The following is a 24,481-nucleotide window of genomic DNA, read 5'->3' as shown; positions in this document are numbered from 1 at the left end:
GCCAGCCCCTAGGTGAACAGCAGCGAGATATCAGCAGCCCGCACGGAATGGGTCAGAGCCCCAACGGAAATCAGCCGCACACCAGTGGCGGCAATGGCGGCAACACGGTCGAGATTGACGCCGCCGGAAGCCTCGGTCAGAGCCCGGTCGCCAATCAGGGTCACGGCCTCACCCATCTGCTCAAGATTCATGTTGTCCAGCATGATGATGTCGGCCCCCACCTCCAACGCCTGACGCACCTCATCCAGATCGCGCGTTTCGACCTCGATCTTCAAGGTGTGCGGCACCTGGGTACGGGCACGCTGCACCGCCGGCACAATGCCGCCGGCAGCGGCGATGTGGTTTTCCTTGATCAGCACGCCATCGTACAGCGAGGTACGATGATTCTGGCCACCGCCAATACGGACAGCGTACTTGTCGAGTACACGCAAACCGGGCATGGTCTTGCGGGTATCGACAATGGTGGCGTTACTGCCGGCCACGGCGGCGACATAAGCCGCCGTGGTGGTGGCGATGCCGCTCATGCGCTGCAGCAAATTGAGAGCGACCCGTTCGCCCTGCAACAGCTGGGCGGCATCGCCCTTGAGCCAGGCCAGCACCTCGCCCCGGCCAACCCGGCTGCCATCGCTTTTGAGGGCTTCGAAACAGATGTCCGGATCGAGCCGGCTGAACACCTGCCGCGCCACCTCGATACCACAGAGCACAAAATCGTCCTTGGCCACCAGCTGGGCCCGCGCCTGCCGGCCGGGCGGCACCGTCGCCCTTGTCGTAACATCGCCGGTACCAATATCCTCGCGCAGGGCGCGGGTAATAATTTCATCTACTTCAAACAACATGCGCCTGTTCCTGCCTTTTTCTGAGGTTTGTGCCACGGCGGCGCCCGGCGCCCCGCCCCTTCCGCCCTTGGGCGGCCTGTGTTACAACTAGCCGTGAACAGCCAGACGGTGGTCCAGCCTTGCGCTCCCACCGCCATCACGTCTTTCCCAAGGAGGTTGCCGATGTCGTCGTTGTTGCCCAGGCTCCCGATTCTGTTGTTATGCGCGGCCCTGCTCCTGACAGGCTGTGTCAGCAAAACCCGTTACGATCAGCAGGTCAGTTCGGCCGAACAGCTGCGCCTGCAGCTGGATCGGTGTGAAGAGGATCGCGGCCAGATCAAGACATCTCTGGCTGACGCCCAGGCTTCTCTGGAACAGGCGCTGGTGGAACAGCAGGCCGAGCGTGAGCGTCTGTCCGGGATTTATCATGCCAGAGTCGAGACGCTGCAGCAAGAAATCAGCGCACAGCAGCAAAAACAGCGGCAGCTGGAGGAGCAGCGACAGCATCTGCAGCAGCTCAGCGCCGAACTGCAGCGTAACCTGGAACGCGAGCGTATCGCCCGCGAGGCGCGCCTGGCCCAGATGTCGAGCACCTACAACGAGCTGGTCGGCACCCTGGAAAAGGAGCTTGAGCGCGGCGAACTGACCATTCGCCAGCTCAAGGGTCAGCTGACCGTCAATCTGGTGGAAAAGGTGCTGTTTGCCTCGGGCACGGCGGAACTGACCGAGGAGGGGTACCGGGTGCTGCGGCAGGTGGGTGGCGCCCTGAAAAAGGTCGCGGGCAAGCGCATCCGGGTGGAGGGACACACCGACAATCGGCCCATCAAGGCCAGCCTGCAGCAGCGCTTTCCCAGCAACTGGGAGCTGGCCGCCGCCCGCGCCAGCCATGTCGTGCGTTTTCTGCAGCAACAATCGGGCATTGGTGGAGAAAAGCTTGAAATCGCCGCCTTCGGTCCGTACCGACCGGTGGCCGACAACGACACCGCCGAAGGCCGCGCCCAGAACCGCCGTATCGAAATCGTGCTGGTGGGCGACGACGACACCAGCGCCGGCACGGCGGACGGACCGGCTACGGATTAAGCTGGCGCCAGACCCCCAGCCAGAGTTTTTCCAGTCCGGCGCCGGTCGTGCTGCCGGCCAGCCGGTCAGGCCGGGCGACAGAACGGATCAGATCAAAACGGCCATCGGGTTCCAGCGCCACGGAGTTGTGCAGCTCCAGGCGCCGGGTCAATCCGCCGGCATCGTCAGGACAGAAACCGCTCGGCCGGCCGTCGCGGTAGAAGATCAGGCACAGCTGGCGGGCGCTGTAGAGCCGCAAGGCGCCAGTGAAGGCGGTGCGACGCAATTCCGCCAGCAGACGATCGACATCCAGCCAGTCCAGCACCTGACCACAGGCGAGGTGTTCACCGTGGCAGACCTGCTGCAGCAGCGGCAGCACGTCCGCATCAAACCGGTAAAGCTGCAGCGGGCAGGAGCGGCTCTGCAGCAGGCGAAAGATGGCCTGCAGGGCCGCCACACCGCTGTGGCGCTGATCGTCCTGCTGCCACAGGGCCGCCACGATCTGGCCCTCCTCGCAGCAGAGTACGCCGCACTGATCGTCGCCATCAAAACCGATGGTGCCGGTCAGACCGCTGCTGGCCAGCTTGACCAGGGTTTCCGGCATCTTCAAACGGGCCGCATCAAGACCTGACTTGACGCTGCGCCCCCGTGGCAACAGTCTCATGATGCCTCCTCCAGGCCCTCGACCTGGTGCTGCAGCTCTTCCCACTCGGCATAGGCCGCCGTCAACTCGGCGTCAACAGCGGCATAGTCGGCACTGCGGGCATTGAAGGCCGCCGGCTCGGCATAGAGCGCCGGATCGGCCAGTTCCCGTTCCAGGCCATCACGCCGCGTCTCCAGCTCACCGATCCGTCCTTCAATCTGCTCCAGTTCCTTCTGCAGCCGCCGCTGTTGCTTGACCTGCTCGCGCCGGCGGGCGTGTTCCTCCATGCGGGCCTGCTTGTCCTCGCCAGGTCGGCCGTTAGCCGCAACAGCGCAGCTTTCCACCCGCAGCTGCGCATGGCCGCCCTGCCCCAGCGCCTGCTTGGCGCGCAAAAAATCCTCGTAGTTGCCCGGCCAGGAGGTCACCCGGCCATCGGCCACCTCCAACACCCGCGTCGCCAGACTGTCAACAAAATAGCGGTCGTGCGACACGAACACCAGCGTGCCGCTGTAGTGCCGCAGAGCATCGAGCAGCACCTCCTTCGACGCCAGATCGAGATGGTTGGTCGGCTCGTCGAGCAGCAGCAGATTGGCCGGCCGCAACAGCAAAATGGCCAGCGCCAGCCGGTTACGCTCACCGCCGGACAGCACGGCGACGGATTTATGCACATCGTCGCCACTGAACAGAAAGCTGCCCAGCACATCGCGCAGACGTGGCACCATGGCCACCGGCGCGGCCGCGGTAATTTCCTGCAGCACCGTATTGGCCGGATTGAGCACCTGCGCCTGATCCTGGGCGAAATAGGCCAGCTCGACCTGATGGCCCAGCCGGCAGCAGCCCTGCGCCGGCGCTTCCACGCCACACAACAGCCGCATCAGGGTCGACTTGCCGGCACCGTTGGCACCCACCAGCGCCACCCGCTCGCCCCGGCTGATGGTCAGATCGACACCGCTGAACACCTGCAGATCGGCATAGCGCTGGGCCACCTGCTCCAGCACGATCAGTTCCTTGCCGCTGCGTGGCGCTGATGGAAAACGAAAGGCGATTTTCTTGCGTTGGGGGGGAATCTGAATGCGCTCGATCTTGTCCAGCTGGCGCACACGGCTCTGCACCTGAGCAGCCTTGTTGGCCTGATAACGAAAGCGGTTAATGAAGGCTTCGAGGCGCTCGATCTCCTCGTCCTGCTGCTGCTTGGCCGCCCGCAGGGCATCCACCCGCCGATCGCGCTCCTGCAGATAGAGTGAATAATTGCCGGGATATTCGGTCAGGCCACCGTTCCACAGCTCGACAATGCGCTGCACCACCTGGTCCATAAAGAAACGATCATGTGACACCAGCACCACACTGCCGGGATAACCGATCAGGTAGCTTTCCAGCCAATCACGCGCCGGCAGGTCCAGATGGTTGGTCGGCTCGTCAAGCAGCAGCAGGTTGGGCCGTTGCAACAGCAAGCGGGCCAGGGCGATGCGCATCTGCCAGCCACCGGAAAACTGCTCGCAGGGTTTATCCCAATCGCTCCGGGAAAAACCCAGACCATGCAACACGCGCGCGATATCGGCTTCGAGGCTAAAACCGCCCAGTTGGCGATGGCGCTCCTGCACCTCGGCATAGCGCGCCAAGGCCGTTTCGTCGGCGTCACCGGCGATGCGCTGTTCCAGTTCGGCCATCTCCCGCCCCAGGGCCAGCACCTCGGCGCAGGCACTCTCCACCTCGGCATACAGGCTGCGCCCACGGTAGGTCAGACCATCCTGCGGCAGATAACCGATGCTGGTGCCGCGGGCCAGTACCAGATCGCCCCGATCGGCTTCCACCTGGCCACACAGCAGTTTGAGCAGGGTCGACTTGCCAGCACCGTTCTCGCCGCACAGACCGACACGCTGGCCCGGCTTGAGATGCCAGCTGATATCGGCAAAGATCCGCCGACCGGAAAAATTGACTTCAATATGACTGAGCTGCAGCATTGCTTCCTTCTTGTTTCATTATCGGCCCACCGGCGGACCGCACCCAGGGGAACAGGCAGGGGTCGCAGCCCGATGCCATCGCATGAAGCATCGGGCTGGCTGGCCAGGCAAAAGGCGCCCGAGGCCCAGGGCGCCCGGGTCGCGCCAAGAGACGGACGGCTTGTACGTCAAACCCGCGAGAAGCTTGCGGCACTACAGTGGTCAGCGAGTTTCCGCACCGCCGGCACTGTATACCAAAAGAGGCGCCCGACCAAGCCCTCGCGCATATCCTGACCACCGTCGACGGGGCCAATACCTCCGGAATGCCCCCGACAACCTGCCGGAATCCGGCAAAAACAACCCGACATCGGGGCCAATATGGATCGCTGTCGAATGCAGGGGAAAGGCTCCCGTGGCAGCCTGTGGACAAAGCCGGACCACAGACCACAAACGGTCGACCGGTTTGTCCCCCCCCCCATCACAGGAGGATGTCATGCGCACAGAACACAATCCGTCCGAAGATTTTGCCCAGGGTTCGGCCAAGGGCTCCCCCCGTCGCACCAACTGCGCCAGGGCCATCCGACCGCTGCTGTTAGTCCTGCTGCTCGCGGCCATTTCTGCCAGTCCGGCACTGGCCCGCGACGGCCGCCACGATGGCCACCCTGGCAGCCGGCATGACAACGAGCGAGCGGGTTTCGGCCCGCACGAGCGGCCGACCATCGGCCGGACCGCCTGTCCACCACCGGTACGGGTCGTTGTACAACCGCCGCCCAAGCCGCGCAAGGCCGACGTGCGGCGGCTGGCGCAGCGGTCTCGCCGTGGCTGCGCCACGCTGCCGGTTCAGCGCCACCAGCCACGCCACAACGCGCCACGCGTCGTCATCTTCTGGCCCTGGTAAGCCCGTCACCCGCCGCTGAACCGCCCCGCCGCCGCGCCCGTCGCCCGGCGGGGCCTTTTTTGCCCCTGCGTTGACAAATTTGACCTGCCCTGCCTATAAAGAAAGAAGGCTGAAAACATGAATGTTCTTTTTTCTTCTGACTTTTTTGGAGGCTGCAATGGATTTCTCTCAGCTGCTCGACCCGGAAAAGCTGATTCCCCGCATTCTGGATCTGATCTTTATCTATGGCCCCAAACTGATCGCTGCCATTTTCATCCTGTTCGTCGGCCGCTGGATCGCCCGTCTGCTGCGGCTCGCCGTACGCCGGGTGCTGACCCGCAGCAAGGTGGATGACCTACTGGTTTCCTTTGTCTGCAGCCTCACCTACATGGCCCTATTGGCCTTCGTCGTCATCGCCGCCCTCAATCAGATCGGCATCCAGACCACCTCGTTCATCGCCATTCTCGGTGCCGCCGGTCTGGCTGTCGGTCTGGCACTGCAGGGCTCGCTGTCGAACTTCGCCGCCGGCGTGCTGATGATCATCTTCCGGCCGTTCCAGACTGGCGACTACATCGAAGGCGGCGGCGTGGCCGGTCAGGTGCAGGAAACCCAGATTTTCACCACTCATCTGCTGACGCCCGACAACAAACTGGTCATCGTCCCCAACGCCAACCTGATGAGCGGCAACATCGTCAACTACTCGGCCAACAACACCCGCCGCATCGACCTGACCGTCGGCGTCAGCTACACCGACGATCTGGCGCATGTCAAACAGGTGCTGGAGCAGATACTGGCAGCCGACAGCCGCATCCTGCCTGAGCCCAAACCCCTGGTGGCGGTCAGTGAACTGGCCGACAGCAGCGTCAACCTGGTGGTGCGGCCCTGGGTTGCCACCAAGGACTACTGGGCGGTGTACTATGATCTGACCGAAACCATCAAGACCCGCTTTGATGCCGCAGGCATCAGCATTCCCTTCCCCCAGCAGGACGTCCATCTGCACAACACCGCCGCCAGCTGATCGCGTTTGCATCCGCCCCGCCGCAACCACAACGCCCCACCGGTTCGTTGCCGGCGGGGCGTTGTTACATTTTCGTCACTGCGGATCAGCATGGCGCGGGCTGTAATGGCGCCGCAGCCAGCTGCTCAGGCCGTCAAGGCCGGGGAACAACACCCGCTCGGTAATATTGGCCTGGTCGAGCTTGTCACGCACCTCCCACTTGAGCTGGCGCGGAATGATCAGCCGTTGCCACAGCTGCGGCTGATCGGCCAGCCAAGCATCAAGCCGGCCGCGCACATCGGGCATCAGTGAAAACATGCCGAACTGATTGACGATACGGTCGTCAATCGACGAGGGTTCGACAAAGACCACATAGTTGCGGTCGCTCAACGCCGCCAGTTCGGCCAGGGTGGCGACGCTGTCACTGAACATCTCGGTGGTGAATACGTTGGCGCCCTCAGCGTCAAGCTTGGCGCGCAACCGTTCAGGCAGGTGCTGATGCGCCAGCAGGTAGTTCACCGCCCAGATCACGCCGTCACAGTCAAACTGCTCGATATTGGCGGTGGCGAAATGCAGCGCCACATAAGGCGAATAGGTCCAGTCGAGCAGGCGGGTCGGCAGGCCATGGTGCTGCGCCAGCGTCAGCCAGTGCCACACCGAATCGCGTTCGACCATGCTGCGGTGGGCGTATTTCTTGAAATTGCGCAGCAGGTGACGTTCCAGCTCGGCGTAGTCGCCGCCCAGCCGCATCAGCGTGGTGGCCAGCGGATAGCGACTGTCGGACAGGCCGCGAAAGGCCAGCCGCGAACGGAAACGGCCGATCTGGCTATCCCAGGAATCGGCGAACAGTACCTCCTGCAGTTGCGCCCAGCTTTCCAGCCGGATTTCATTGGTCACAGTCAACTCCTTTCGCTTTGACTTGCCAGGCCGCCCGGCCGCGTGTTGCGATCTCTCTGGCGCTGCAGACGGCAACAGCCGCACGGAACCTTGTTCCGTGCGGCCGCAGCATAGCAAATCCTGGTCAGATCCGTTGTGATGACTTTGCAAAAAGGCATCATCGCCCCCAGGGTTGGGGCACATAACGTCCCTGGCCGGACTTTTTACGATTTCAGCTGTTGTACAGATTGAGTTTTTTCAGCACCAGCTCGGCCGCCACATAGGAGCCGATCACCACGCCAAACCAGCCAACCACCATGATGAAGGTCATCATCGTCTTACTCCTTCGGCAAAAGGTTTAATACTTTTCATCGCCTGTCGTCAGATCCGCCGCGCCAAGCTTGCGGGCATCGAGCAGACGCCAGACATAGGCGACATAGGCCAGCACCACCGGAATAGCCAGGGCGATATAGCTCATGGCCGTCAGGGTGTAATGGCTGCTCGATGCCGTTGCCAGCGTCAGGCTACTCTGCAGATCGACCCGCGACGGATAGAAGGCGGTGTTGTTGTAGCCGGCGATAGCGAACACCGCCAGCACCACCAGCACCGTCCCCAAGCCAGCCGGCCAGATGCCCTTGCGGCTGCCCTTGAAGTAGGTCAGCGCCACACCCAGCACCACCAGTACCAGCCCAATCAGCAGAAAGCCGAGACCGTTGACCGGCAGCGCCAGCAGATTGGCCAGGTATTTGCCGCGCTGCAGAAACACCGTGCCGCTTTGCGGATCGACGGCGTAACCCTTCATGAACAGCAGCCGCACCAGCACATAAAGCAGAAACGGCAGGGCATAGAGCAGGTTTTTGAAGGCCGCTGCCGAGGTTTTGGCCACCAGCGGCGGGTAGTCGATGTTGTTGTTCAGGTACAGGGCGCCAAGCACCCGGGCGAGAAACACCAGAAACAGGCCGAAGGACAGGTTGAACAGACTGAAGGCCGCTTCAACGCCACGGCCGGGATTATGCCAGGTCACCGAATTGTAGGCATTGAGGCTGAAGTTCGAGCCGGTGAAGAAGGTACCCACGGCGATGCCGATGAGCAAAATGCCGACGGTGCCGTTGATGAACAGAAAGTATTCATAGACCCGCGCGCCCAACAGATTGCTCGGCTTGCGACGGTATTCGTAGCTGACCGCCTGCAGCACAAAGGTGAACAGGATCAGCATCCACACCCAGTAGGCGCCACCGAAGCTGGTGGCGTAGAACAGCGGGAAGGCGGCGAAGAAGGCCCCGCCGAACAGGACCAGGGTGGTAAAGGTCAGTTCCCACTTCTTGCCGAGGGAATTGATGATCAGCGTCTTTTCGTCCTCATCGCGGGTCAGGGTCAGCAGCAACCCCTGGCCGCCCTGAACGAACGTCAGGAAAATGAACAGTGCGCCCACCACCGACACCAGCAGCCACCACAGCTGCTGCAACTGTGCAAGATCGAGATTTCCCATCGTTATTCTCCCTCCGGCCCGTTCTGGATCTGACGGGTCATGATGCGCACCTCGGCAATCAGCAAGGTGGTGAAAATGATCAGAAACATGAAAAAAGTCATCTGTACCGTGGTGGTGGTCAGGTTCGAGCGCGCCACGCCGACAGGGAGCAGGCCCTGAATAGCCCAGGGCTGACGGCCGACCTCAGCCACGATCCAGCCGGCCTGAGACGCCAGATAGCCGAGGAACACCGACAACACACCCAGTCGCAAAAACCACTTCTGCTGGCTCAGGTTGTCCTTGTAAAGGAAGAACAGAATGGCGCCGAACAGCAGCGGAAACAGGGTACCCAGGGCCACCATGACATGGAAGCTGTAGAACACCAGCGGCACCGGCGGCACGATATCCTCTGGCCGGCTCAGGTAACCGTAACCGATATCGTCACGCACCTGATTGAACTGCTGCAGCACCGCCTCGGCCGTAACCGCATCGCCTTCGTCCCGCGCCTGCTTGTAGGTTGCCAGCAAGCTGATGGCCTGCTTGCCGCGGGCGATCCTGTCGCCGGCGCCGTCGATGCCCTGCTCGGCATTGCCGTAGACCAGATCGTTGATTCCCGGCACAAAGCTGCCGAGCTCGCGGTTGGCCAGCAACGACAGCAGATAGGGCAGCTTGATCTCGAACTGGAAGGCGTCCATGTCATCGCCCGGCTTCTTGCCCGGATTGACGATACCGACGGCCACCAGATCGGCATTGACCTCGCCGTCCCACAGGCCCTCCATGGCCGCCAGTTTCATCGGCTGCACCCGTGCGGCGGTGTAGGCCGACTCATCGCCGGTGAAAGCGACAAAAGCCGACGAGATCAGGCCGAAGGTGGCCGCCACCGCCAGGCTCTTCTTGGCCAGCGCCACATGGCGGCCCTTGAGCAGATACCAACAGCTCACGGTCACGACAAACAGGGCCGACAGCAAAAAGGCCGAACTGGTGGTATGGACGAAATGGCTCACCGCCACCGGCGACAGCAGCACCTGCCAGAAGCTTTCCATCTCGAAACGGGCCCGGTCCGGGTTGAACTGCATGCCCACCGGATGCTGCATCCAGCCATTGGCCACCAGAATCCACAGGGCCGACAGGTTCGAGCCGATGGCCACCAGCCAGGTCGACAACAGATGAAACCCCTTGGATACACGGTTCCAGCCGAAGAACATGACAGCAAAGAAGGTGGTTTCAAGAAAAAAAGCGAAGATGCCCTCGGCCGCCAACGGCGCGCCGAAGATGTCACCCACCATCCAGGAATAGTTCGACCAGTTGGTGCCGAACTCGAATTCCATGATGATGCCGGTAGCCACGCCAATGGCGAAGTTGATGCCGAACAGCGTCATCCAGAATTTGGTGATACGCTTCCATTGCTCGTTGCCGGTCTTGACATAGAGCGTCTCGAAAAAGGCCAGCAGAAACGACAAGCCCAGGGTCAGGGGCACAAAAATCCAGTGATACATGGCGGTAAGGGCAAACTGCCCGCGCGCCCAGCTCAGTTGTGACACATCCAGTTGTTCAAGCACGGCATGAGCCTCCTTCTTCGGTTACTGCTGTCCGTCGGGCAGCAAGGCCAGCTGCCGCAAGACATGATCGGCCCGTTGCTGATCGGTCTCGTAGCGGCGATTGAGATGATTGGGGAAAAACAGATACAACACCGTCATGAATACCAGCAGTTTCAGCAGAATGATCTTCCACAGCGTCCGCCCCAGACGCATGGAGCGAAAGCCCTCGACATAGAATCGCACCACCTGTGTCGCCAAGCCCAAGATGTCCTCCTGTCACGGGGGGTGAACGGATGCGCCGCAGCGGTCGCGCTGTTCGCCCCGGAAGTATAGCGTCTTTTGCGCTGTCCGCAGCCTGGCGAACGGATTCGGTAAATATGACAAAATTGGTTGCATTTTAAGCAACAAAAAAGCCCTGTCAAGTATTTAAGACAGGGCCGGTCATCTTTTCTGAACAGCTGTGGCGTCAGGCCGCGCCAGCAGCGCGCAATCGCTCCACGGCAGCAGGGATGGCCTCAATGGCAACATTGCCAAAGGCCAGCCGCAGGCAGCCCTGCAAACCGGGGCCGAAGGCTTCACCTGGCAGGCAGATAAGCTGATGCTCCAGCGCCAACCGCCGGGTCACGGCGCTGCCGGACTGATCAGGCCAGGGATGGCGCACCCAGGCAAAAAAGGCGCCGCTGGCCAGACGCTCGAAGGCGTTACCGGGCTGATCGAACAGCTGCACGAACAGATCGTGGCGCTGCTGCATGGCGCGGGCGTTGGCCGCCACCCAGTCATCCAGCGCATCGCAGCCCCAGGCTACCGCCAGCTGGGTAATGCGCGGCTGGCACACCACCATGCTGTCCTGCAGCTTGAGAGCCTGCCGGATCAACTCGGCCGAGGCCACCAGTGCCCCGGCGCGGTAACCGGTGAGGGCAAAGGTTTTACCGAAGGAAGCCAGCTGAATGAAATGGCGGCCCCAATCGGGCCGGGCAAACAGCTGGTGAGGCGGCTGACCCGGTGGCAGAAAGGCGTTGTAGGTTTCGTCCAGCACCAGGGCAATATCGTGGCAGCGGGCCAGCTCAAACAGGGCATCGATCTGCGCCGGCGCCAGCACCGCGCCGGTAGGATTGCTGGGCGACACCAGCAGCAGGGCCCGCGTGCGCGGGCCGATGTGCCCGGCCAGTGCCGCCAGATCGAGTTCGCTGCCGCAACCTGCGGCAACAAAGACCGGCCGGATGCCAAGGGCCTGCAGCCCCATGGGGTGATCGAAATAGGCCGGCAGCGCCACGATCACCTCATCGCCCGGCCGGCACAACAGCAGCATGGCCAACCAGAAGGCCTGACTGGCACCAATAGTCAGGCAGATCTCCGCCGCCGCCGGTCCCTGGCCGTAACGCCGGGCATACCAGGCCGCCAGGCTGTGGCGCACCTCGGGCAGTCCCTCATCCGGTGAATAGACCGCCGTCTGCGGCAGGGCCGCCCACTGCTGCAACTGCTGGCGCAGTTCCAGCGCAGGCGGATAGTCGGGAATCGCCTGACACAGATCGACCAGCGGCCGTTCAGCACTGAAGCTCTGCCCGGCCAGATAGCCCTTCACCTCGGTGATGGGCGGAAAAGCCACCTGGGCAAGAGCCGGGTTAGTCTGCACGGCCCACCTCCGCCGGCTGGCAGACAAAGGCCAGCAGCAACTCAGCCACCTGCACCAGATCGGTCACGCGCACAAACTCCTCCACCGTGTGAACCTTTTCCATGCCACTGGCCAGATTCAGCGTGACGATGCCCCGCGCATTGAAGATGTTGGCGTCACTGCCGCCGCCCGACCGGCCAACCCGCAGCGGCTGGCCCAGCTGATCGGCCGCCTGCAGCAGCCGCCGCAACAACGGCGCATCCTCGGCCACATCCATCAGCGGATATTCCGGCAGCACCTCGCACTGCAAACTCGCCTGGCGCACCTGGCCCTGCACCACCAGCCGGGCCTGCGCCACCGCCTGTTCCAGACAGGCGCACATCTGGCGCGTCTGGCGCTCCAGCGCCGCACGGTTAAAACTGCGCGCCTCGCCCAGCAGTTGCACCCGCTCAGGCACGATATTGGTGGCCGTGCCACCCTGGATCAGACCGATGTTGGCCGTGGTATCGGCATCAATCCGCCCCAGTGGCATGGTCGCCAGCCCGCGCGCCGCAATCTGGATGGCCGACAGCCCCTGCTCCGGCGCCAGCCCGGCATGGGCCGCAATCCCCTCGACCACAAAACGCAGCTTGTTGGCGCAGGGCGCCTGACGCGCCACCGAGCCCACGCCCGAGGTGTCCAGCACCAGCCCTTCGCGCGCCTGCAGCCGGCTGCAATCCAGATGCTTGGCGCCCAGCAAGCCAACCTCCTCGCACACGCTCAGCACAATCTCCAGCGGCGGATGAGCCAGATCACCCTCACGCAGACAGCGCACCACCTCGACAATCTGGGCAATGCCCGACTTGTCGTCCGCCCCCAGCACCGTATCGCCGGCACTGGTGAACACGCCATCACGCAAAATCGGTCGCACCCCCTGCGCCGGATTTACCGTATCCATGTGAGCTGACAGCAGCAGCGCCGCACCGCCATGACGATTGGCCGGCAGGCGGATGATCAGATTGCCGGCATCGCCTCCGGTTGCCTGGCTGGCATCATCCTGCTCCACCGTCGCTCCCAGCGCCTCGAACCAACCCGTCAGTAAGCGGGCAATGGCCCCTTCATGAAACGACGGGCTGGCGACGGCAGCCAGCTGCTCAAAGGTCTGACACAGACGTTCAGGGTTGATCATTTGCCATCCTCATCCTGAAGAGAAAAAACCACCGCCCGCCCCGCTGGACAGGGCCGACAGCCCGCTGTTACAGTGCCCCCGGCGGGCGGGCAACCCGCCCCGGCGACGTCGGCAGCATACGCCGGCCAGCCGCGCCCTGGCAAGCCCGATCCCTCACCCAAGAAGCGCCGGCACCCCGGAGTACCCCCCATGAACGATCTGCTGCACCTGCTGTTTTCCCACCCCGAACCCGACCACTACATCGGCAGCCTGGTTGCCGATTTCGTCAAAGGGCCCCTGTCGCCACAACTGCCCTACCCGCCCGGCGTTCTCGCCGGCATGCGCCGTCATCGCCGCGTCGACAGCCTGGCTGAAAACCATCCCCTGTTCCGCCACAGCTGCCAGCAGCTCGATGCCCGCTACGGCCGCTACCGCGGCATTCTGGTCGATCTGTTCTACGACCACATCGCCGCCCACCACTGGCCCGCCCTGCACCCCCAGCCGCTCGACCAGTTCGCCACCACCATCAACCGGCTGCTGCAGCAGCCCCGCCCGTTGCCACCGGCTTTCGCCGCCCAGTTACCACGCCGCCTGGCGGCCAACTGGCTGCTGGCCTACCGCGAACCTGTCGGCATCCAGCGCGCCTTGCAGGCCATCGCCCGCCGCGCCCGCCAGCCCAATCCCCTGGCCGACGGCTTCGACCAACTGCACCGCCACCATAGCGCTCTGGAACACGACTGCCTGGCCTTCATCCCCCAGATGCAAACCCTGCTGGCACAGGAGCCCGCTTGAACCCGCCGAAACCGAACGCGCCCCCTCCACAGGAGGGGGATAGGATCGAAAAAGAGAACATGAGCCGGTTTGAGAAAGAAAAGTCGCCGCTAGAGGACCGCAGCCGCAGCAAGAAAGGCAATTCCCCTCCTGTGGAAGGGTGGCAGGCGCAGCCTGACGGGGTGGTAAAACGCAGCACCAGAGCCTACATGGCCCTGCCCTACAACCCCGCATTGCGCGCGCGTGCCCGCGAACTGCGCAAAGCCGGCATGCTGCACGAGGTGCTGCTGTGGCAACACCTGAAAAACAGGCAGTTGCAGGGTCTGGATTTCGACCGGCAAAAAATTATCGGCAATTATATCGTGGATTTTTTCTGCGCCAGCCAGTCCCTGGTAATCGAAGTTGACGGCAGCAGTCATAACGACAAAGCAGAATACGACAAGCAACGCGATGCGTATTTAGCGTCACTCGGATTGCATGTTATCCATATCCGAGCTGTTGACGTATTGCAGAACATGGAAGGCATGTTACGCCGCTTGACCACCCCGGCGCTACGCGCCACCCCTCCACAGGAGGGGAATAGGATCGAGCAATAAAGCATGAGGCAGACCAAGGAAGCAAATTCCCCTCCTGTGGAGAGCCACAGCCGCATCAAAGAAAAATTCCCGTCCATTGTAGGGTGGCATGTGCCCGTCCACGAAGACGCTGGTCAACCCACCACGGAAGAGGAATCTTCTTTCTGCCTTATTCCCCTCCTCTGGAGGGGTGGCAGGCGCAGCCTGACGGGGTGGTAAACGAACGAGATCCCGATCATCATCCCTTCCTTGCCTTCCAATAAGCGCGCTTAAATTTCACAATAAAAAGGATGCGCTGGCGACACATTGTATGGTAGGCCTGACCATAATGGGTTGTGGCCCGTTGTGCGGTTCTGTATGTGTCGACAGGCCACGGCTGGCCGGCATTTTCTAACAGACGGTGTGAAATGACGCTTTTGCGCATGCCAACACGGCCGCGCGCCGCCTGCTGGTGGCTGGGCTGGTTGATGGTGGGACTGGTCGTGCTGGCACCGTTGCGGGCAGGTGCGACCAACGGCATGAATCTGATCGGTTATGGCGCGGTGTCCTGCGGCATGGGCGGGGCGGATCTGGCCCTGGTGGATAACGCCACGGCCATGAACATCAACCCGGCGGGGCTGAGCGGCTGTTGCCAACCCGAAATCAGTGCGGGTCTGAGCCTGATGCAGTCGCGCAACCACCATGCGGACAGCCATGGCAACGACCTGCTGGCACGTGAACAGCAATTCCCCCTTCCCTTGCTGGCCTGGGCCAGCCCACTGCCGGATTCTGCCTTCATTGTCGGCTGCGGCATTTTCGCCCAAGGCGGCATGGGGCTGGAATACCACCATTTCCGCACGCCCTTTGCCGACCGGGCGCCCCTGCCCAGGGAACATGACAGCCTTTCCAGCAATCTGAGTTATATGAAGATCACGCCAACGCTGGCCTGGCGCCGCAGCGATGATCGCCTGAGGCTGGGTATCAGCCTCAATCTCGGTTACGCCGAAGCGGACATGCGCCTGTTCCCGGCAACCAGCCTCTATCTGCCCGCCAGCGCTGCTTGCACCGAAGTGGGATTTTTTGGGGTGAAAATGAAGGATGCGCGGGCCTATTCGGCGGCCCTGCGGCTGGGATTTCAGTACCGGTGGGGGGATTTCACGCTGGCTGGGGCCTATCTCAGCGCCACGGATCAGCACTTTCGTGGCGGGCGCGCCCAGGTCAACTACAACGCTATCGGCGCCGGCCTGCGTGGCTACGAAGCCGAACTGGATGGCTTCAACTGGCCGCAACAAATCGGCCTGGGCTGCAGCTACCAGGTCAGTCCGGCACTGCGGCTGGCGCTGGATGTGGACTGGATCAACTGGTCACAGGCAATCGACCGTATCCGCTTCAGCCTGCACCGCAATCAGGCGGACGAGGTGCCGCAGCGCATCCGCATGAACTATCCGATGCACTGGAACGACCAGTGGGTCATCGCGCTGGGCCTGGAATACCGCCTGTCATCCCGTTGGCGGTTGCGTGGCGGCTACAACTACGGCAAAAGCCCGGTGCCCTCCAGATACCTGCTGCCCTATTTCCCCGCCATCGCCGAACAGCACCTGACCGCCGGCCTGGGCTATGCCGCCGGGCGCTGGCGTCTTGATCTGGCCTGCGAATGGGCCCTGCCGCACGCGCAGGCAAGCCACAATTCCCTCTACTGCCACCATGGCTTCAAAGAAGAGATGTCGCAGTTCACCACCCACCTGCTGCTGCACTACCGCCCGTGACAGGCAACAAGCGGCGTTGAAAAAGTCCCGGCCGGGGGTTTTTTCAACAACGCCGGCCAACTATGCGATTTCGGTCTGGCCCACAAAATCATTCCATGACGGATCAATGATTGATTTTAGCCGCCCGGTCATGTGGGCTCTGCTGGCGGTTTTTCACCGCCTGTCAGTCGTCCCGCCGCTTGAGCCATAACCACAATCCCAGGGTCAGGCTGCCGGCGGCAGTCGCCAACTGGCCGATCACAGCAACCTTGTCGGGCCAATCGAGGGAAATCAGCCACATGGCAAAGGCACCGAAGATGAAAAAAATGAAAATCAGCAATGACGAAGCGGCGCCGGCATAACGGTCGACCTGTTTGAGCACCAGATTGTTGCTGGGAGGCCGGCTCAGCCCCATCGACAGGGTGACGATAGCCATGGAAGCGGCCACACCGGCCGGCCCACCAAAGGGCTGCAGCCACAGCACCAGGCCGCCAAGCAACAGACCGCTGAATCCCAGGGTCAGCAGGCGTTGGGCACCGTGGCGCGGCAACAGCCAGGTACAGAGCAGCGAGCCACTCATAAACGCCAGGGCGTTGATGGCGAAATAGGCACTGAAGGCCTGCTCGCCGAGCCCCAGACGATTGATGTAGATATCGGCGCTGCCAGCAATGTAGGCAAAATGGGGCAGCACCACGGTCGACACCATCAGGGCATAGACCAGATAGCGCCGGTTGCGCAGCAGATGCAGGTAGATTCGGGCGGTTTGCAGGGCGCCGGTCTGGATGGGCTGCTGCAGGGTTTCGCCCATGCGCAACACCCCCAGCCAGGCCAACAGGGCGATCGCCGCCTGCACCAGAAAGATCCAGCGCCAGCTGGCATAAAGCAGCACCAGGCTGCCGATAAAGGGCGATACCGCTGGCGCCAGGGCCATCAGCACCCCCATCCAGGCCAGCATACGAATACGTTCGCTGTCGCGATAGATATCCTTGGTGATGGCCAGAGACAGAGCGGCAGCGGCCGCCGCGCCCGCCGCCTGCACAATACGGGCAACAATCAGCTGACCGACACTGTTGCTCAGGGCACAGCCGATGGATGCCAGAATAAACAGGGCAATACCGCCGAGCAGGGGCCGACGGCGGCCGAAACGGTCCGAGAGAGGACCATAGATGAGCAGAAACAGGCAGTAACTGACAAAAAAGGCCACCAGCGTCAGGTTGACTACCTGCAACGGCTGCTGCCACTGTTGCTGCAGCAGGGGGATGGCCGGCAGATACATATCGGTGGCCAGCGGCGGAAAGGCCGCCAGCAGAACCAGCAGGAAGAAGGTAGGTGACCAGAGCAACGAAGCCGAAGATGTTTTCATGAGGCAAGCCGGCCGGCAGGAGTCCCCGCCGCAGCCACGGCTTCGCAGCCGCTACCGGCGCAACAGGCTGATGGCATCAGGACGCCCCGTTCGGTGACTTGCCACTCTGGCGCAGAAACACCACCAGCGCGCCTTCACCGCCGTACTGGCGCGGCGCGCGGGCCCATTCCGCCACCCAGGCCTGAGCGCGCTGGCGCAGGAAGCGTTCAACGGCCTCGCGTACCACCGGCTGGCCGCCAGGTGAACTCTGGCCGCGGCCGGTAATCAGCAGCACCGTCTGCAGGCCTTCATGGTGGCAGCGATTGAAGAAATGACGCACCCGCTCCAGTGCCTGTTCACTGCTGCAGCCATGCAGGTCGAGCTGTTGCTGCGGCCGCAGACGACCCTGCCGCAGCAGCTTCATGCGGCGCGGCGCGGCAGCCGGCTCCGCCTCCTCGTCCTCCTCCTCAGCAAAGGCATCGCGAAAGCAAGGCTCCAGACCACCGATGGCCGCAAGAAACTGCTCCCGCTCGCTGCGCGGCTCGTCAACGGCCGGCGCTTCTGCGCCCTCCGGGCAAGCTGCCGCCTCCACCACGCTATCTCCATCGTCAGCAGTGGCCAGCGGCGTCACGCCCAGTTGGGCCATGGCGCCGGCAAAATCATCCGCCACCGGCGCGACCGCTCCAGGGGCCGGGCGGACGGAGGTATTATCGCTGAAGGACTCAACCACGGATGGCGCCTGGGCGGGGACCAAATGATGCAGCCCCTCCATCTGCCTGAAGGGGCTGCTGTGAAATGTCTTGTCGCTACTGGCCGCCGCTACCGGCCGGTTTTTGCGCTTGCGGGCCATGGCTTTTCAGACTCGCGGCATCTTGCGCCGCCCCTGCAGGGCCTTGGTCTGCTTCTTGATCAGGGCGCCCGGTTTCTCCAGGTGGAACTGGTACCAGATATCGCCGTACTCCTGCATCTTCATGCGACGATCCTGTTCCAGCGCCTTGATGGAATCGTCCAGCCGTTCATCGCCACCGACCTTTTTGATCCCCTTTTCCAGAACCTCGCGCGCCTTGGCCTTGTCGCCCACCTGCTGCAGACAGTAGGCATACAGGTTCCAGATAAAAGGCTCCTTACGATTCGCGGCAGCAGCCTTGTCAAAGGTCTCGCGCATTTTGGCCGGTTTGTTGCGTTTCATGTAGCTCACCGCCAGCATGCACATGGCCACCCAGTGGCGCACAAAAGCCTTTTCGAGATAGGGCATGGCCTTGGCGAATTCGCGCCGCAGGTAGTAGACGGTACCAATCTGGGCATTGACCTGGCCCTTGACATAAAACTGCCAGGGGGCGTAACGGAACGCCTGGTGCAGGGTGGCAACGGCCTTTTCCGGCCGGTTGGCCTGCAGATCGCGCTGGGCGCTCTCCATCAGGGCCACCACCTGCTTCATGGTCCGACGCGACAGCCAGAAATACAGCAAGGCAAACAGCACCATGGAGATCAGGCCGCAGTAGAGCAGTTGCAGACCATAGGCCAGATGCAGTGGCACCACGGCCAGAGTGGAAACGACAAAGGCAAGAAGAAAGTTGAACATTGTCGGTCAGACCTTTCCAAAAACACCGCAGAACGAAGCTCCGGCGGGCTGATGCCCGCCGGCACATGAACAGAACAAATCGGGCAACAGGCCAGTGGCTGCCGGATGAACGCCGCCGATCAGGAACGGCCGCCGGTTACCAGCAGAGTCAGGGTCTCGCCCGGCTGCAACACATGGTTTTCCGCCAGATTGTTCCACTGGCGGATGGAACCGGCCGCCACACCAAAGCGCCGGCTGATACCCCAAAGGGTGTCGCCAGTCTTGACCCGGTAGGCCACCCGCTGCTGCGCCGGCGTCGCGACCTGGGCCAGTTGCGCACGTTGCGGCGGCGCCGAGACCAGCAGGGTCTGGCCCGGCTGCAGCAGGCTGCTCCAGCCCAGGCGGTTCCACAGGCGCAGGTCCTTTTCGCTCACCTGATGGGCACGGGCAATCTTCCACAGGCTGTCGCCACTTTGCACACGATAACTTTGCCGGCTGCCGCGATCCCCTTCGCTTGACTGTTCAGCCAAAAGCGGAGTGGCCACGCCAGCCTGCAGTGGCAGGATCAGATCCTGACCAACCTTGAGCGCCCGCGGGTTGCGGATACGGTTGAGGGCGATCAGGTCGTTGACCGCCACGCCGTGACGCTGGGCCAGTCGTCCAAGGGTATCGCCGGGGCGAACCTGGTAACGGTGGTAGCGGGCCCGCTCCTGCGGCGGGATGGCGGCATATTTTTCAGCGAAATCAGAGGCACTGCCCGGCGGTACACGCAGACGATAACCCCGCTCGCCCGGCGGCGTACACCAGCGCTTGAGTTCGGGATTAAGCTCCTTGAGGGTTTCATAATCGCTGTCGAGCAGGCGGGCGACCAGCTCCAGATCCGTCGCCTGGGGCAGCTCCACCCGCTCGAAACGGAAGGGCTGCTCATAGCGGATCGCGTCGAAACCGTACTCCTCCGGCTGCTTGCTGATAATCAGCGCCGCCAGCAGCTTGGGCAGGTAATTGCGCGTTTCCAACTGCAGATCCTTGCCGCGCGCCAGCTGCCAGAAGTCGCGGCTGTCACTGCGGCGAATAGCCCGGCCGATGGTTCCCGGCCCGGCGTTGTAGGCCGCCACCGCCAGATACCAGTCATCGAACTTGCTGTACAGATCCTTCAGGTAACGACCGGCGGCGCGGGTTGACTTCTCCAGATCGCGCCGTTCATCGCGCCACCAGTCGTTGCGCAGACCGTACAGTCGACCCGTGGAATCAAGAAACTGCCAATAGCCGACAGCGTTGGCCCAACTACGCGCATTGCTGTTGAAACCGGATTCGATCATGGCCAGCAGGGCCAGGTCGCGCGGCAGGCCCTCCTCGGCAAAGATCTCGCTCATCAACGGCAGATAACGGCCGGAACGCTCCAGCCAGCGGCTGAAGGTCCGTCGGCCCGGACCGGTGTAGTAATCGATGAAGGCCTGCACCCGGGCATTCTCAACCACCGGAAAATCATACCGCGGCGCCACCGGCGCGGCGACAACGGGCTCGGCAACAGCCGCCAACGTTTCCGGCGCTTCCGGTTCCGGCGCATCGGGCAGCTGTACCGTCAGAACAACGTTATCCTCTTGAGTTTCGGCGTCATCCGCCACGATGTCAGCGGCACTGTCAGCCAGCGCCACCTCCCGCTGCAGCAGCACTTCGGCTGACCCATCAAAGGCCAGAAAGCCGCTCGCGTCCATTTCTTCGTCCAGGCCGGACGCGGGCCGCTCTGCCGGACGCCAGGACAGCGACGCCGGGCCGGCGCAGCCACACAGCAGCAGCACCAGCAACAGAACAAAATAGCGATTTTTCACGAGTCTGGGATCTCCCGCGTATCGGCCCGGCACAGGCACCGACACGAGCAGGGGGCAGTGGCCAATCGACAGAGAATTTAACGCCGGTCGCCACGGTGCCACAGATTTGGCGACGACTGTCGCCAGTTGAGGAACACGGAGATTCCGCCGAAGCTATAGAAAATCGACGAAACTGTCAACTGGCCGCCGTCGGCCAGAAACGCTGTTGTAGCTGCTGCAGCAAAGGCGCGAAACTGTCCGGCTCGCAGGCACTGACCGGCACGGCGCCATAGCGACGGCAACAGGCGGCTACCTCGACCGGCGCCACCAGATCAATCTTGTTGAACACCAGCAGCCGTGGAATGCGTGCCAGGTCCAGTTCAGCCAGGATCTGTTCCACCGCCAGAATCTGCTCCTCAAAACAGGGGTTGGCCAGGTCAACCACATGCAGCAGCAGATCGGCATCCTCCATCTCCTCCAGCGTGGCGCGGAAGGCGCCCATCAGGCCCTCGGGCAGTTGGCGGATGAAGCCGACGGTGTCGGTGACAATCAGTTCACGTTCGCTGGGAAAGCGCAGCCGCCGGGTGGCGGTATCCAGTGTGGCGAACAGCAGATCCTCGGCCCGCACGGCACTGCGGGTCAGGGCATTGAGCAGTGTCGATTTGCCGGCGTTGGTATAACCGACAATGGACACGATGGGCAGATCAGCGCGCTGACGTTTCTGCCGCCGCTGCAGTCGCTGGCGGGCCAGTTGCTGCAGCCGCTGCTCCAGCCGGGCAATCCGCTCACGAATGCGCCGGCGGTCGATTTCCAGCTTGGTTTCACCCGGCCCGCGGCCACCAATGCCACCCATCAGCCGGGAAAAAGCCGTGCCCTTGCCGGTCAGGCGCGGCAGTATGTATTTGAGCTGCGCCAGCTCAACCTGCACCTTGCCATCGAGGGTATGGGCGCGCCGGGCAAAGATGTCGAGGATCAGCTGGCTGCGGTCGAGCACCTTCAGATCGGTCAGGGCGGTTATGCTGCGCACCTGATTGGGGCTGAGATCCTGGTCGAAGATCAGCAGGGTGGCGCGCTGCTGCAGGGCGCGGATCACCACCTCCTTGAGCTTGCCCTCACCCATCAGAAAGCGCGGATTGAGCCGTTGCGGCCGCTGGATCACCTGATCAAGTACCAGCACGTCGGCACTGCGGGCCAGTTCTCGCAGTTCGCTGAGGGAGTCCTCCAGCGCCTTGAGTGAGCCCTTGCCAACCGACAACAGGATGGCACGCTCGCGCGGATCGGACAGGTCGATGCTCTGCTGCAGGGTGCGTTCAAGTTCATCTTCGAGGGCCTGCAAAAAGGCTCGCAGATCAAGCTGCAGCTGAAAGAAATGCCGCACCTGCTGCTGCTCCACCTGGCGACCCTGAGGGTTGGGCGGCAACAGATGCGCATAATGACAGCCGGCCGGCGCGCCATCTGCGGCCACGCCAATGGCAACCATCAGGTCGAGCCGCAGCAACGCCAGGTCGGTCAGATCGTCATCGGAGAGGGGTTCATCGCGCAGGTGGGTATGGATGCAGCGTAGGCCGCGCAGGCCACTGCGCCCCGTGGCAAAGCCGCTCAGATCCGGGATGAGAATCTGGCGATCGTCGCCAACGATGACATGACGCACCGCACCGCCGCGATCGATGATCAGGCCCAGCTGGCGATTCAGTTCACGCGACAGGCCACACAGACTGTGGGCCAAATCCGATGACAGCAGCTGCTGCGGACTGCACCGACGCTGGTAAAGTCGCTCCAGTGCCTTGATCTGGCTCGACTTCAGTCCACCGGTCTGGCCATGGATCATGGCCGTGTCACCCGTTTAGGCACTGACAACGATGTTGAAGCCGCCATCGACCAGATGGACCTCGCCGGTCACGCCGCTGGCCAGATCGGACAGGAAATAGACCGCGCTCTTGCCCACCTCTTCCTGGGTGACGGTGCGCCGCAACGGCGCGAAATCGTCCATCAGCTTGATCTTGGCGCGAAAATTGGCGATGCCCGACGCCGCCAGGGTGCGGATCGGGCCGGCGGAAATGGCGTTGACCCGGATGCCCTTCTCGCCCAGTTCCGCCGCCAGATAACGTACCGAAGCCTCCAGCGCCGCCTTGGCCACGCCCATCACATTATAGTTGGGCACGGCGCGGGTCGATCCCAGATACGTCAGTGTCAGGATACTGCCGCCCTCGTTCATCAGGGGCGCAGCGCAGCGCGTGACGGCCACCAGGGAATAGGCGCTGATGTCCATAGCCAGGGCAAAACCTTCACGGCTGGTCTGGCTGAAGGGCTTGTGCAGATCCTCACGGTTGGCGAAAGCAACGGCATGGACAACGAAATCAAGGCCATCCCACTCTTCGGCCAGGGTATTGAACACCGCTTCGATATCGGCATCGTTGGCCACATCACAGGGCAGGATCAGTTCGGCATCGAGGCTTTCGGCCAGCGGCCGCACGCGTTTTTCCAGCGCCTCGTTAAGATAGGTGAAGGCCAGGGTCGCACCCTGGGCCCGCAACTGCTGGGCGATCCCCCAGGCAATGCTCATCTCGTTGGCAACACCGAAAATGATTCCCCGCTTTCCTGTCATCAGCCCCATAGATTCTGTTCTCCTCGTTCGGTTATGCAGCGCACAACACACAAGCGGGCGGCGCTGGCCGCCCGCTGATTTCTGCGTTTCCATCCATCCGCGCCGATCAGGCGAACCTGACCGTGACGGGCTGTTCTAGCAGATCGGCACGACAAAAGCAACCGGGCTGTTGTCCCGCCCCTGCCACTGAAGCCGCTCAGGGTGCCGGCAGAAACGGCTGCAGCGCTTCGATAAGCCGCGCGGCCGGCCGTGCGCCGCTCAGCACCAGTCCGTCGGGCAGCACCAGCACCGGCGTGCCGCGCAACTGCCAGCGCCGGGCGTAATCCTTCAGGGCCTCAACCGCGGCGGTATCGGCCGACGGCAGCTCCATTTCCTCCTGCCGATAGGCCCGCTCCAGCGCCTCCAGCGAATTGGCCTGCTGCAACGCGGCCGCTTCGGCGCTGGTCATCATCAGCGGCAGCAGATGGATACGGAACGCCACCTCGGGACGCTGCTGCACCACCTGCTGCATCTGCTGGTGCAGCGTCCGGCAATGCTGGCAGTGCACATCGGTGAGCACCTCGACCACCACCGGTGCCTCGGCCGCCCCCAGCCGCACGGCAGGCAGGGCCTGCAGTTCCGCCAGTTCCACCCGCTTGCTGATATCGGCACCATCCTTCAGGCGGATGATGTTGCCGGCTATCAGGTAGCGGCCGGAAAAATCGACCCAGACGGTAAAACGCTGGCCCTGGCTTTCGCCTTCAACTTGCCACAACCCGCCAACCTCGGCCGGCACCACCCGGTGAATCTGGTCCACCCCGGACGGCAACAGTGCCTTGGCCTGCTGGGGTGTGAGACTGTGGCAATCGGTACAGGCACCGGCGCCACAACCCTGATCACCAAAGCCCAGCAGAACGGCCGGGGTGGCCAGGGTCAGCAGGGCGGCAATCAGTGCTAAACGCCAACAGTTTCGCTTCGCAATGGGCATTTGAAACCCTCCTCGTGGTGTTCGTGAATAAAAGACGACCGTGGTAACGGCCGACTCGGCCTTTCCCCTGCGACACTTTTGGTGTAGGCTGTCGCATCTTGCCGGTCAACTCGGCCGCTACCTTAACATATCCTGCATTTCCTGCCAGACTTCACC

22 protein-coding genes are annotated in these 24,481 nt (G+C 62.7%); 6 read left to right on the top strand and 16 right to left on the bottom strand.

Going from position 1 to position 24,481, the window contains the following annotated elements; all coding sequences use genetic code 11:
• Positions 1-8: 8 nt before the first annotated feature.
• On the bottom strand, positions 9-833 hold the full coding sequence (gene nadC, locus BLR80_RS10230; protein WP_092079665.1) for a carboxylating nicotinate-nucleotide diphosphorylase: 825 nt from the start codon (positions 831-833) through the stop codon (positions 9-11).
• A 165-nt stretch (positions 834-998) separates the two neighbouring features.
• Between nadC and BLR80_RS10225 the strand changes: the two genes are divergently transcribed.
• A complete protein-coding gene (locus BLR80_RS10225) occupies positions 999-1,895 on the top strand; it encodes an OmpA/MotB family protein (protein ID WP_092079593.1) in 897 nt (298 codons plus the stop codon).
• On the opposite strand, the gene BLR80_RS10220 is transcribed toward BLR80_RS10225, so the two are convergent.
• Both BLR80_RS10220 and BLR80_RS10215 read right to left on the bottom strand, forming a co-directional pair.
• Positions 1,885-2,538 (bottom strand): DUF4388 domain-containing protein, encoded by a 654-nt coding sequence (locus BLR80_RS10220; RefSeq protein WP_092079590.1) that lies wholly within the window; start codon positions 2,536-2,538, stop codon positions 1,885-1,887. The genes BLR80_RS10225 and BLR80_RS10220 overlap by 11 nt on opposite strands.
• A complete protein-coding gene (locus BLR80_RS10215) occupies positions 2,535-4,478 on the bottom strand; it encodes an ABC-F family ATP-binding cassette domain-containing protein (protein WP_092079587.1) in 1,944 nt (647 codons plus the stop codon). Before BLR80_RS10215 ends, BLR80_RS10220 begins: the two co-directional genes overlap by 4 nt.
• Positions 4,479-4,950: 472 nt before the next feature.
• On the opposite strand from BLR80_RS10215, the gene BLR80_RS10210 reads away from it, so the two are divergent.
• Together BLR80_RS10210 and BLR80_RS10205 are read left to right on the top strand one after the other, a co-directional pair.
• The gene (locus BLR80_RS10210) at positions 4,951-5,355 is read left to right on the top strand and encodes a hypothetical protein (protein WP_092079584.1); all 405 of its coding nucleotides are present in this window, start codon (positions 4,951-4,953) and stop codon (positions 5,353-5,355) included.
• Between the two features lie 157 nt (positions 5,356-5,512).
• Positions 5,513-6,352, top strand: coding sequence for a mechanosensitive ion channel family protein (locus tag BLR80_RS10205; protein WP_092079662.1), 840 nt, complete (start codon positions 5,513-5,515; stop codon positions 6,350-6,352).
• A gap of 75 nt (positions 6,353-6,427) precedes the next feature.
• Here BLR80_RS10205 and BLR80_RS10200 read toward each other — a convergent pair whose 3' ends face one another.
• The 6 genes from BLR80_RS10200 to BLR80_RS10175 form a co-directional block, all read right to left on the bottom strand.
• Positions 6,428-7,228: an FRG domain-containing protein gene (locus tag BLR80_RS10200; RefSeq protein WP_245691482.1), complete on the bottom strand. Its 801-nt coding sequence runs from the start codon at positions 7,226-7,228 to the stop codon at positions 6,428-6,430.
• A gap of 337 nt (positions 7,229-7,565) precedes the next feature.
• Positions 7,566-8,696: a cytochrome d ubiquinol oxidase subunit II gene (gene cydB, locus BLR80_RS10195; protein WP_092079578.1), complete on the bottom strand. Its 1,131-nt coding sequence runs from the start codon at positions 8,694-8,696 to the stop codon at positions 7,566-7,568.
• Positions 8,697-8,698: 2 nt separating this feature from the next.
• Positions 8,699-10,234 (bottom strand): cytochrome ubiquinol oxidase subunit I, encoded by a 1,536-nt coding sequence (locus tag BLR80_RS10190; protein WP_092079576.1) that lies wholly within the window; start codon positions 10,232-10,234, stop codon positions 8,699-8,701.
• 21 nt (positions 10,235-10,255) lie between these two features.
• Complete coding sequence (locus BLR80_RS10185; RefSeq protein WP_245691480.1) at positions 10,256-10,477, bottom strand: DUF4492 domain-containing protein; 222 nt, start codon at positions 10,475-10,477, stop codon at positions 10,256-10,258.
• Between the two features lie 202 nt (positions 10,478-10,679).
• Positions 10,680-11,846 (bottom strand): aminotransferase, encoded by a 1,167-nt coding sequence (locus BLR80_RS10180; protein ID WP_092079570.1) that lies wholly within the window; start codon positions 11,844-11,846, stop codon positions 10,680-10,682.
• The gene (locus BLR80_RS10175; RefSeq protein ID WP_092079567.1) at positions 11,836-12,993 is read right to left on the bottom strand and encodes a M20/M25/M40 family metallo-hydrolase; all 1,158 of its coding nucleotides are present in this window, start codon (positions 12,991-12,993) and stop codon (positions 11,836-11,838) included. Before BLR80_RS10175 ends, BLR80_RS10180 begins: the two co-directional genes overlap by 11 nt.
• 189 nt (positions 12,994-13,182) lie before the next feature.
• On the opposite strand from BLR80_RS10175, the gene BLR80_RS10170 reads away from it, so the two are divergent.
• The 3 genes from BLR80_RS10170 (at position 13,183) to BLR80_RS10160 (ending at position 16,063) form a co-directional block, all read left to right on the top strand.
• Entirely contained in the window at positions 13,183-13,764 is a 582-nt protein-coding gene (locus BLR80_RS10170) for an acyl carrier protein phosphodiesterase (protein WP_092079564.1), read from the top strand.
• Positions 13,765-13,952: 188 nt separating this feature from the next.
• A complete protein-coding gene (locus BLR80_RS10165) occupies positions 13,953-14,339 on the top strand; it encodes a DUF559 domain-containing protein (RefSeq protein ID WP_092079659.1) in 387 nt (128 codons plus the stop codon).
• A gap of 401 nt (positions 14,340-14,740) precedes the next feature.
• Positions 14,741-16,063: an OmpP1/FadL family transporter gene (locus BLR80_RS10160; RefSeq protein ID WP_171906413.1), complete on the top strand. Its 1,323-nt coding sequence runs from the start codon at positions 14,741-14,743 to the stop codon at positions 16,061-16,063.
• Between the two features lie 163 nt (positions 16,064-16,226).
• On the opposite strand, the gene BLR80_RS10155 is transcribed toward BLR80_RS10160, so the two are convergent.
• From BLR80_RS10155 to BLR80_RS10125, 7 genes are all read right to left on the bottom strand, one after another.
• The gene (locus BLR80_RS10155; protein ID WP_245691479.1) at positions 16,227-17,405 is read right to left on the bottom strand and encodes a multidrug effflux MFS transporter; all 1,179 of its coding nucleotides are present in this window, start codon (positions 17,403-17,405) and stop codon (positions 16,227-16,229) included.
• 76 nt (positions 17,406-17,481) lie between these two features.
• Positions 17,482-18,234, bottom strand: coding sequence for a Smr/MutS family protein (locus BLR80_RS10150; protein WP_092079558.1), 753 nt, complete (start codon positions 18,232-18,234; stop codon positions 17,482-17,484).
• Between the two features lie 6 nt (positions 18,235-18,240).
• Positions 18,241-18,966: a tetratricopeptide repeat protein gene (locus BLR80_RS10145; protein WP_092079555.1), complete on the bottom strand. Its 726-nt coding sequence runs from the start codon at positions 18,964-18,966 to the stop codon at positions 18,241-18,243.
• A gap of 119 nt (positions 18,967-19,085) precedes the next feature.
• On the bottom strand, positions 19,086-20,774 hold the full coding sequence (locus BLR80_RS10140; protein ID WP_245691477.1) for a LysM peptidoglycan-binding domain-containing protein: 1,689 nt from the start codon (positions 20,772-20,774) through the stop codon (positions 19,086-19,088).
• Positions 20,775-20,949: 175 nt separating this feature from the next.
• Positions 20,950-22,581: a GTPase HflX gene (hflX, locus tag BLR80_RS10135; RefSeq protein WP_092079553.1), complete on the bottom strand. Its 1,632-nt coding sequence runs from the start codon at positions 22,579-22,581 to the stop codon at positions 20,950-20,952.
• A 15-nt stretch (positions 22,582-22,596) separates the two neighbouring features.
• Positions 22,597-23,367 carry an enoyl-ACP reductase FabI gene (locus tag BLR80_RS10130; protein WP_092079550.1) on the bottom strand — a complete coding sequence of 257 codons (771 nt, stop codon included), beginning with the start codon at positions 23,365-23,367 and terminating at the stop codon, positions 22,597-22,599.
• A gap of 187 nt (positions 23,368-23,554) precedes the next feature.
• Positions 23,555-24,325, bottom strand: coding sequence for a thioredoxin fold domain-containing protein (locus BLR80_RS10125; RefSeq protein WP_092079547.1), 771 nt, complete (start codon positions 24,323-24,325; stop codon positions 23,555-23,557).
• Positions 24,326-24,481 lie beyond the last annotated feature (156 nt).

It is taken from the genome of Desulfuromonas thiophila (assembly GCF_900101955.1).
Taxonomy (GTDB): domain Bacteria; phylum Desulfobacterota; class Desulfuromonadia; order Desulfuromonadales; family Desulfuromonadaceae; genus Pseudodesulfuromonas; species Pseudodesulfuromonas thiophila.
This window is presented reverse-complemented; position numbering and strand designations above follow the sequence as displayed.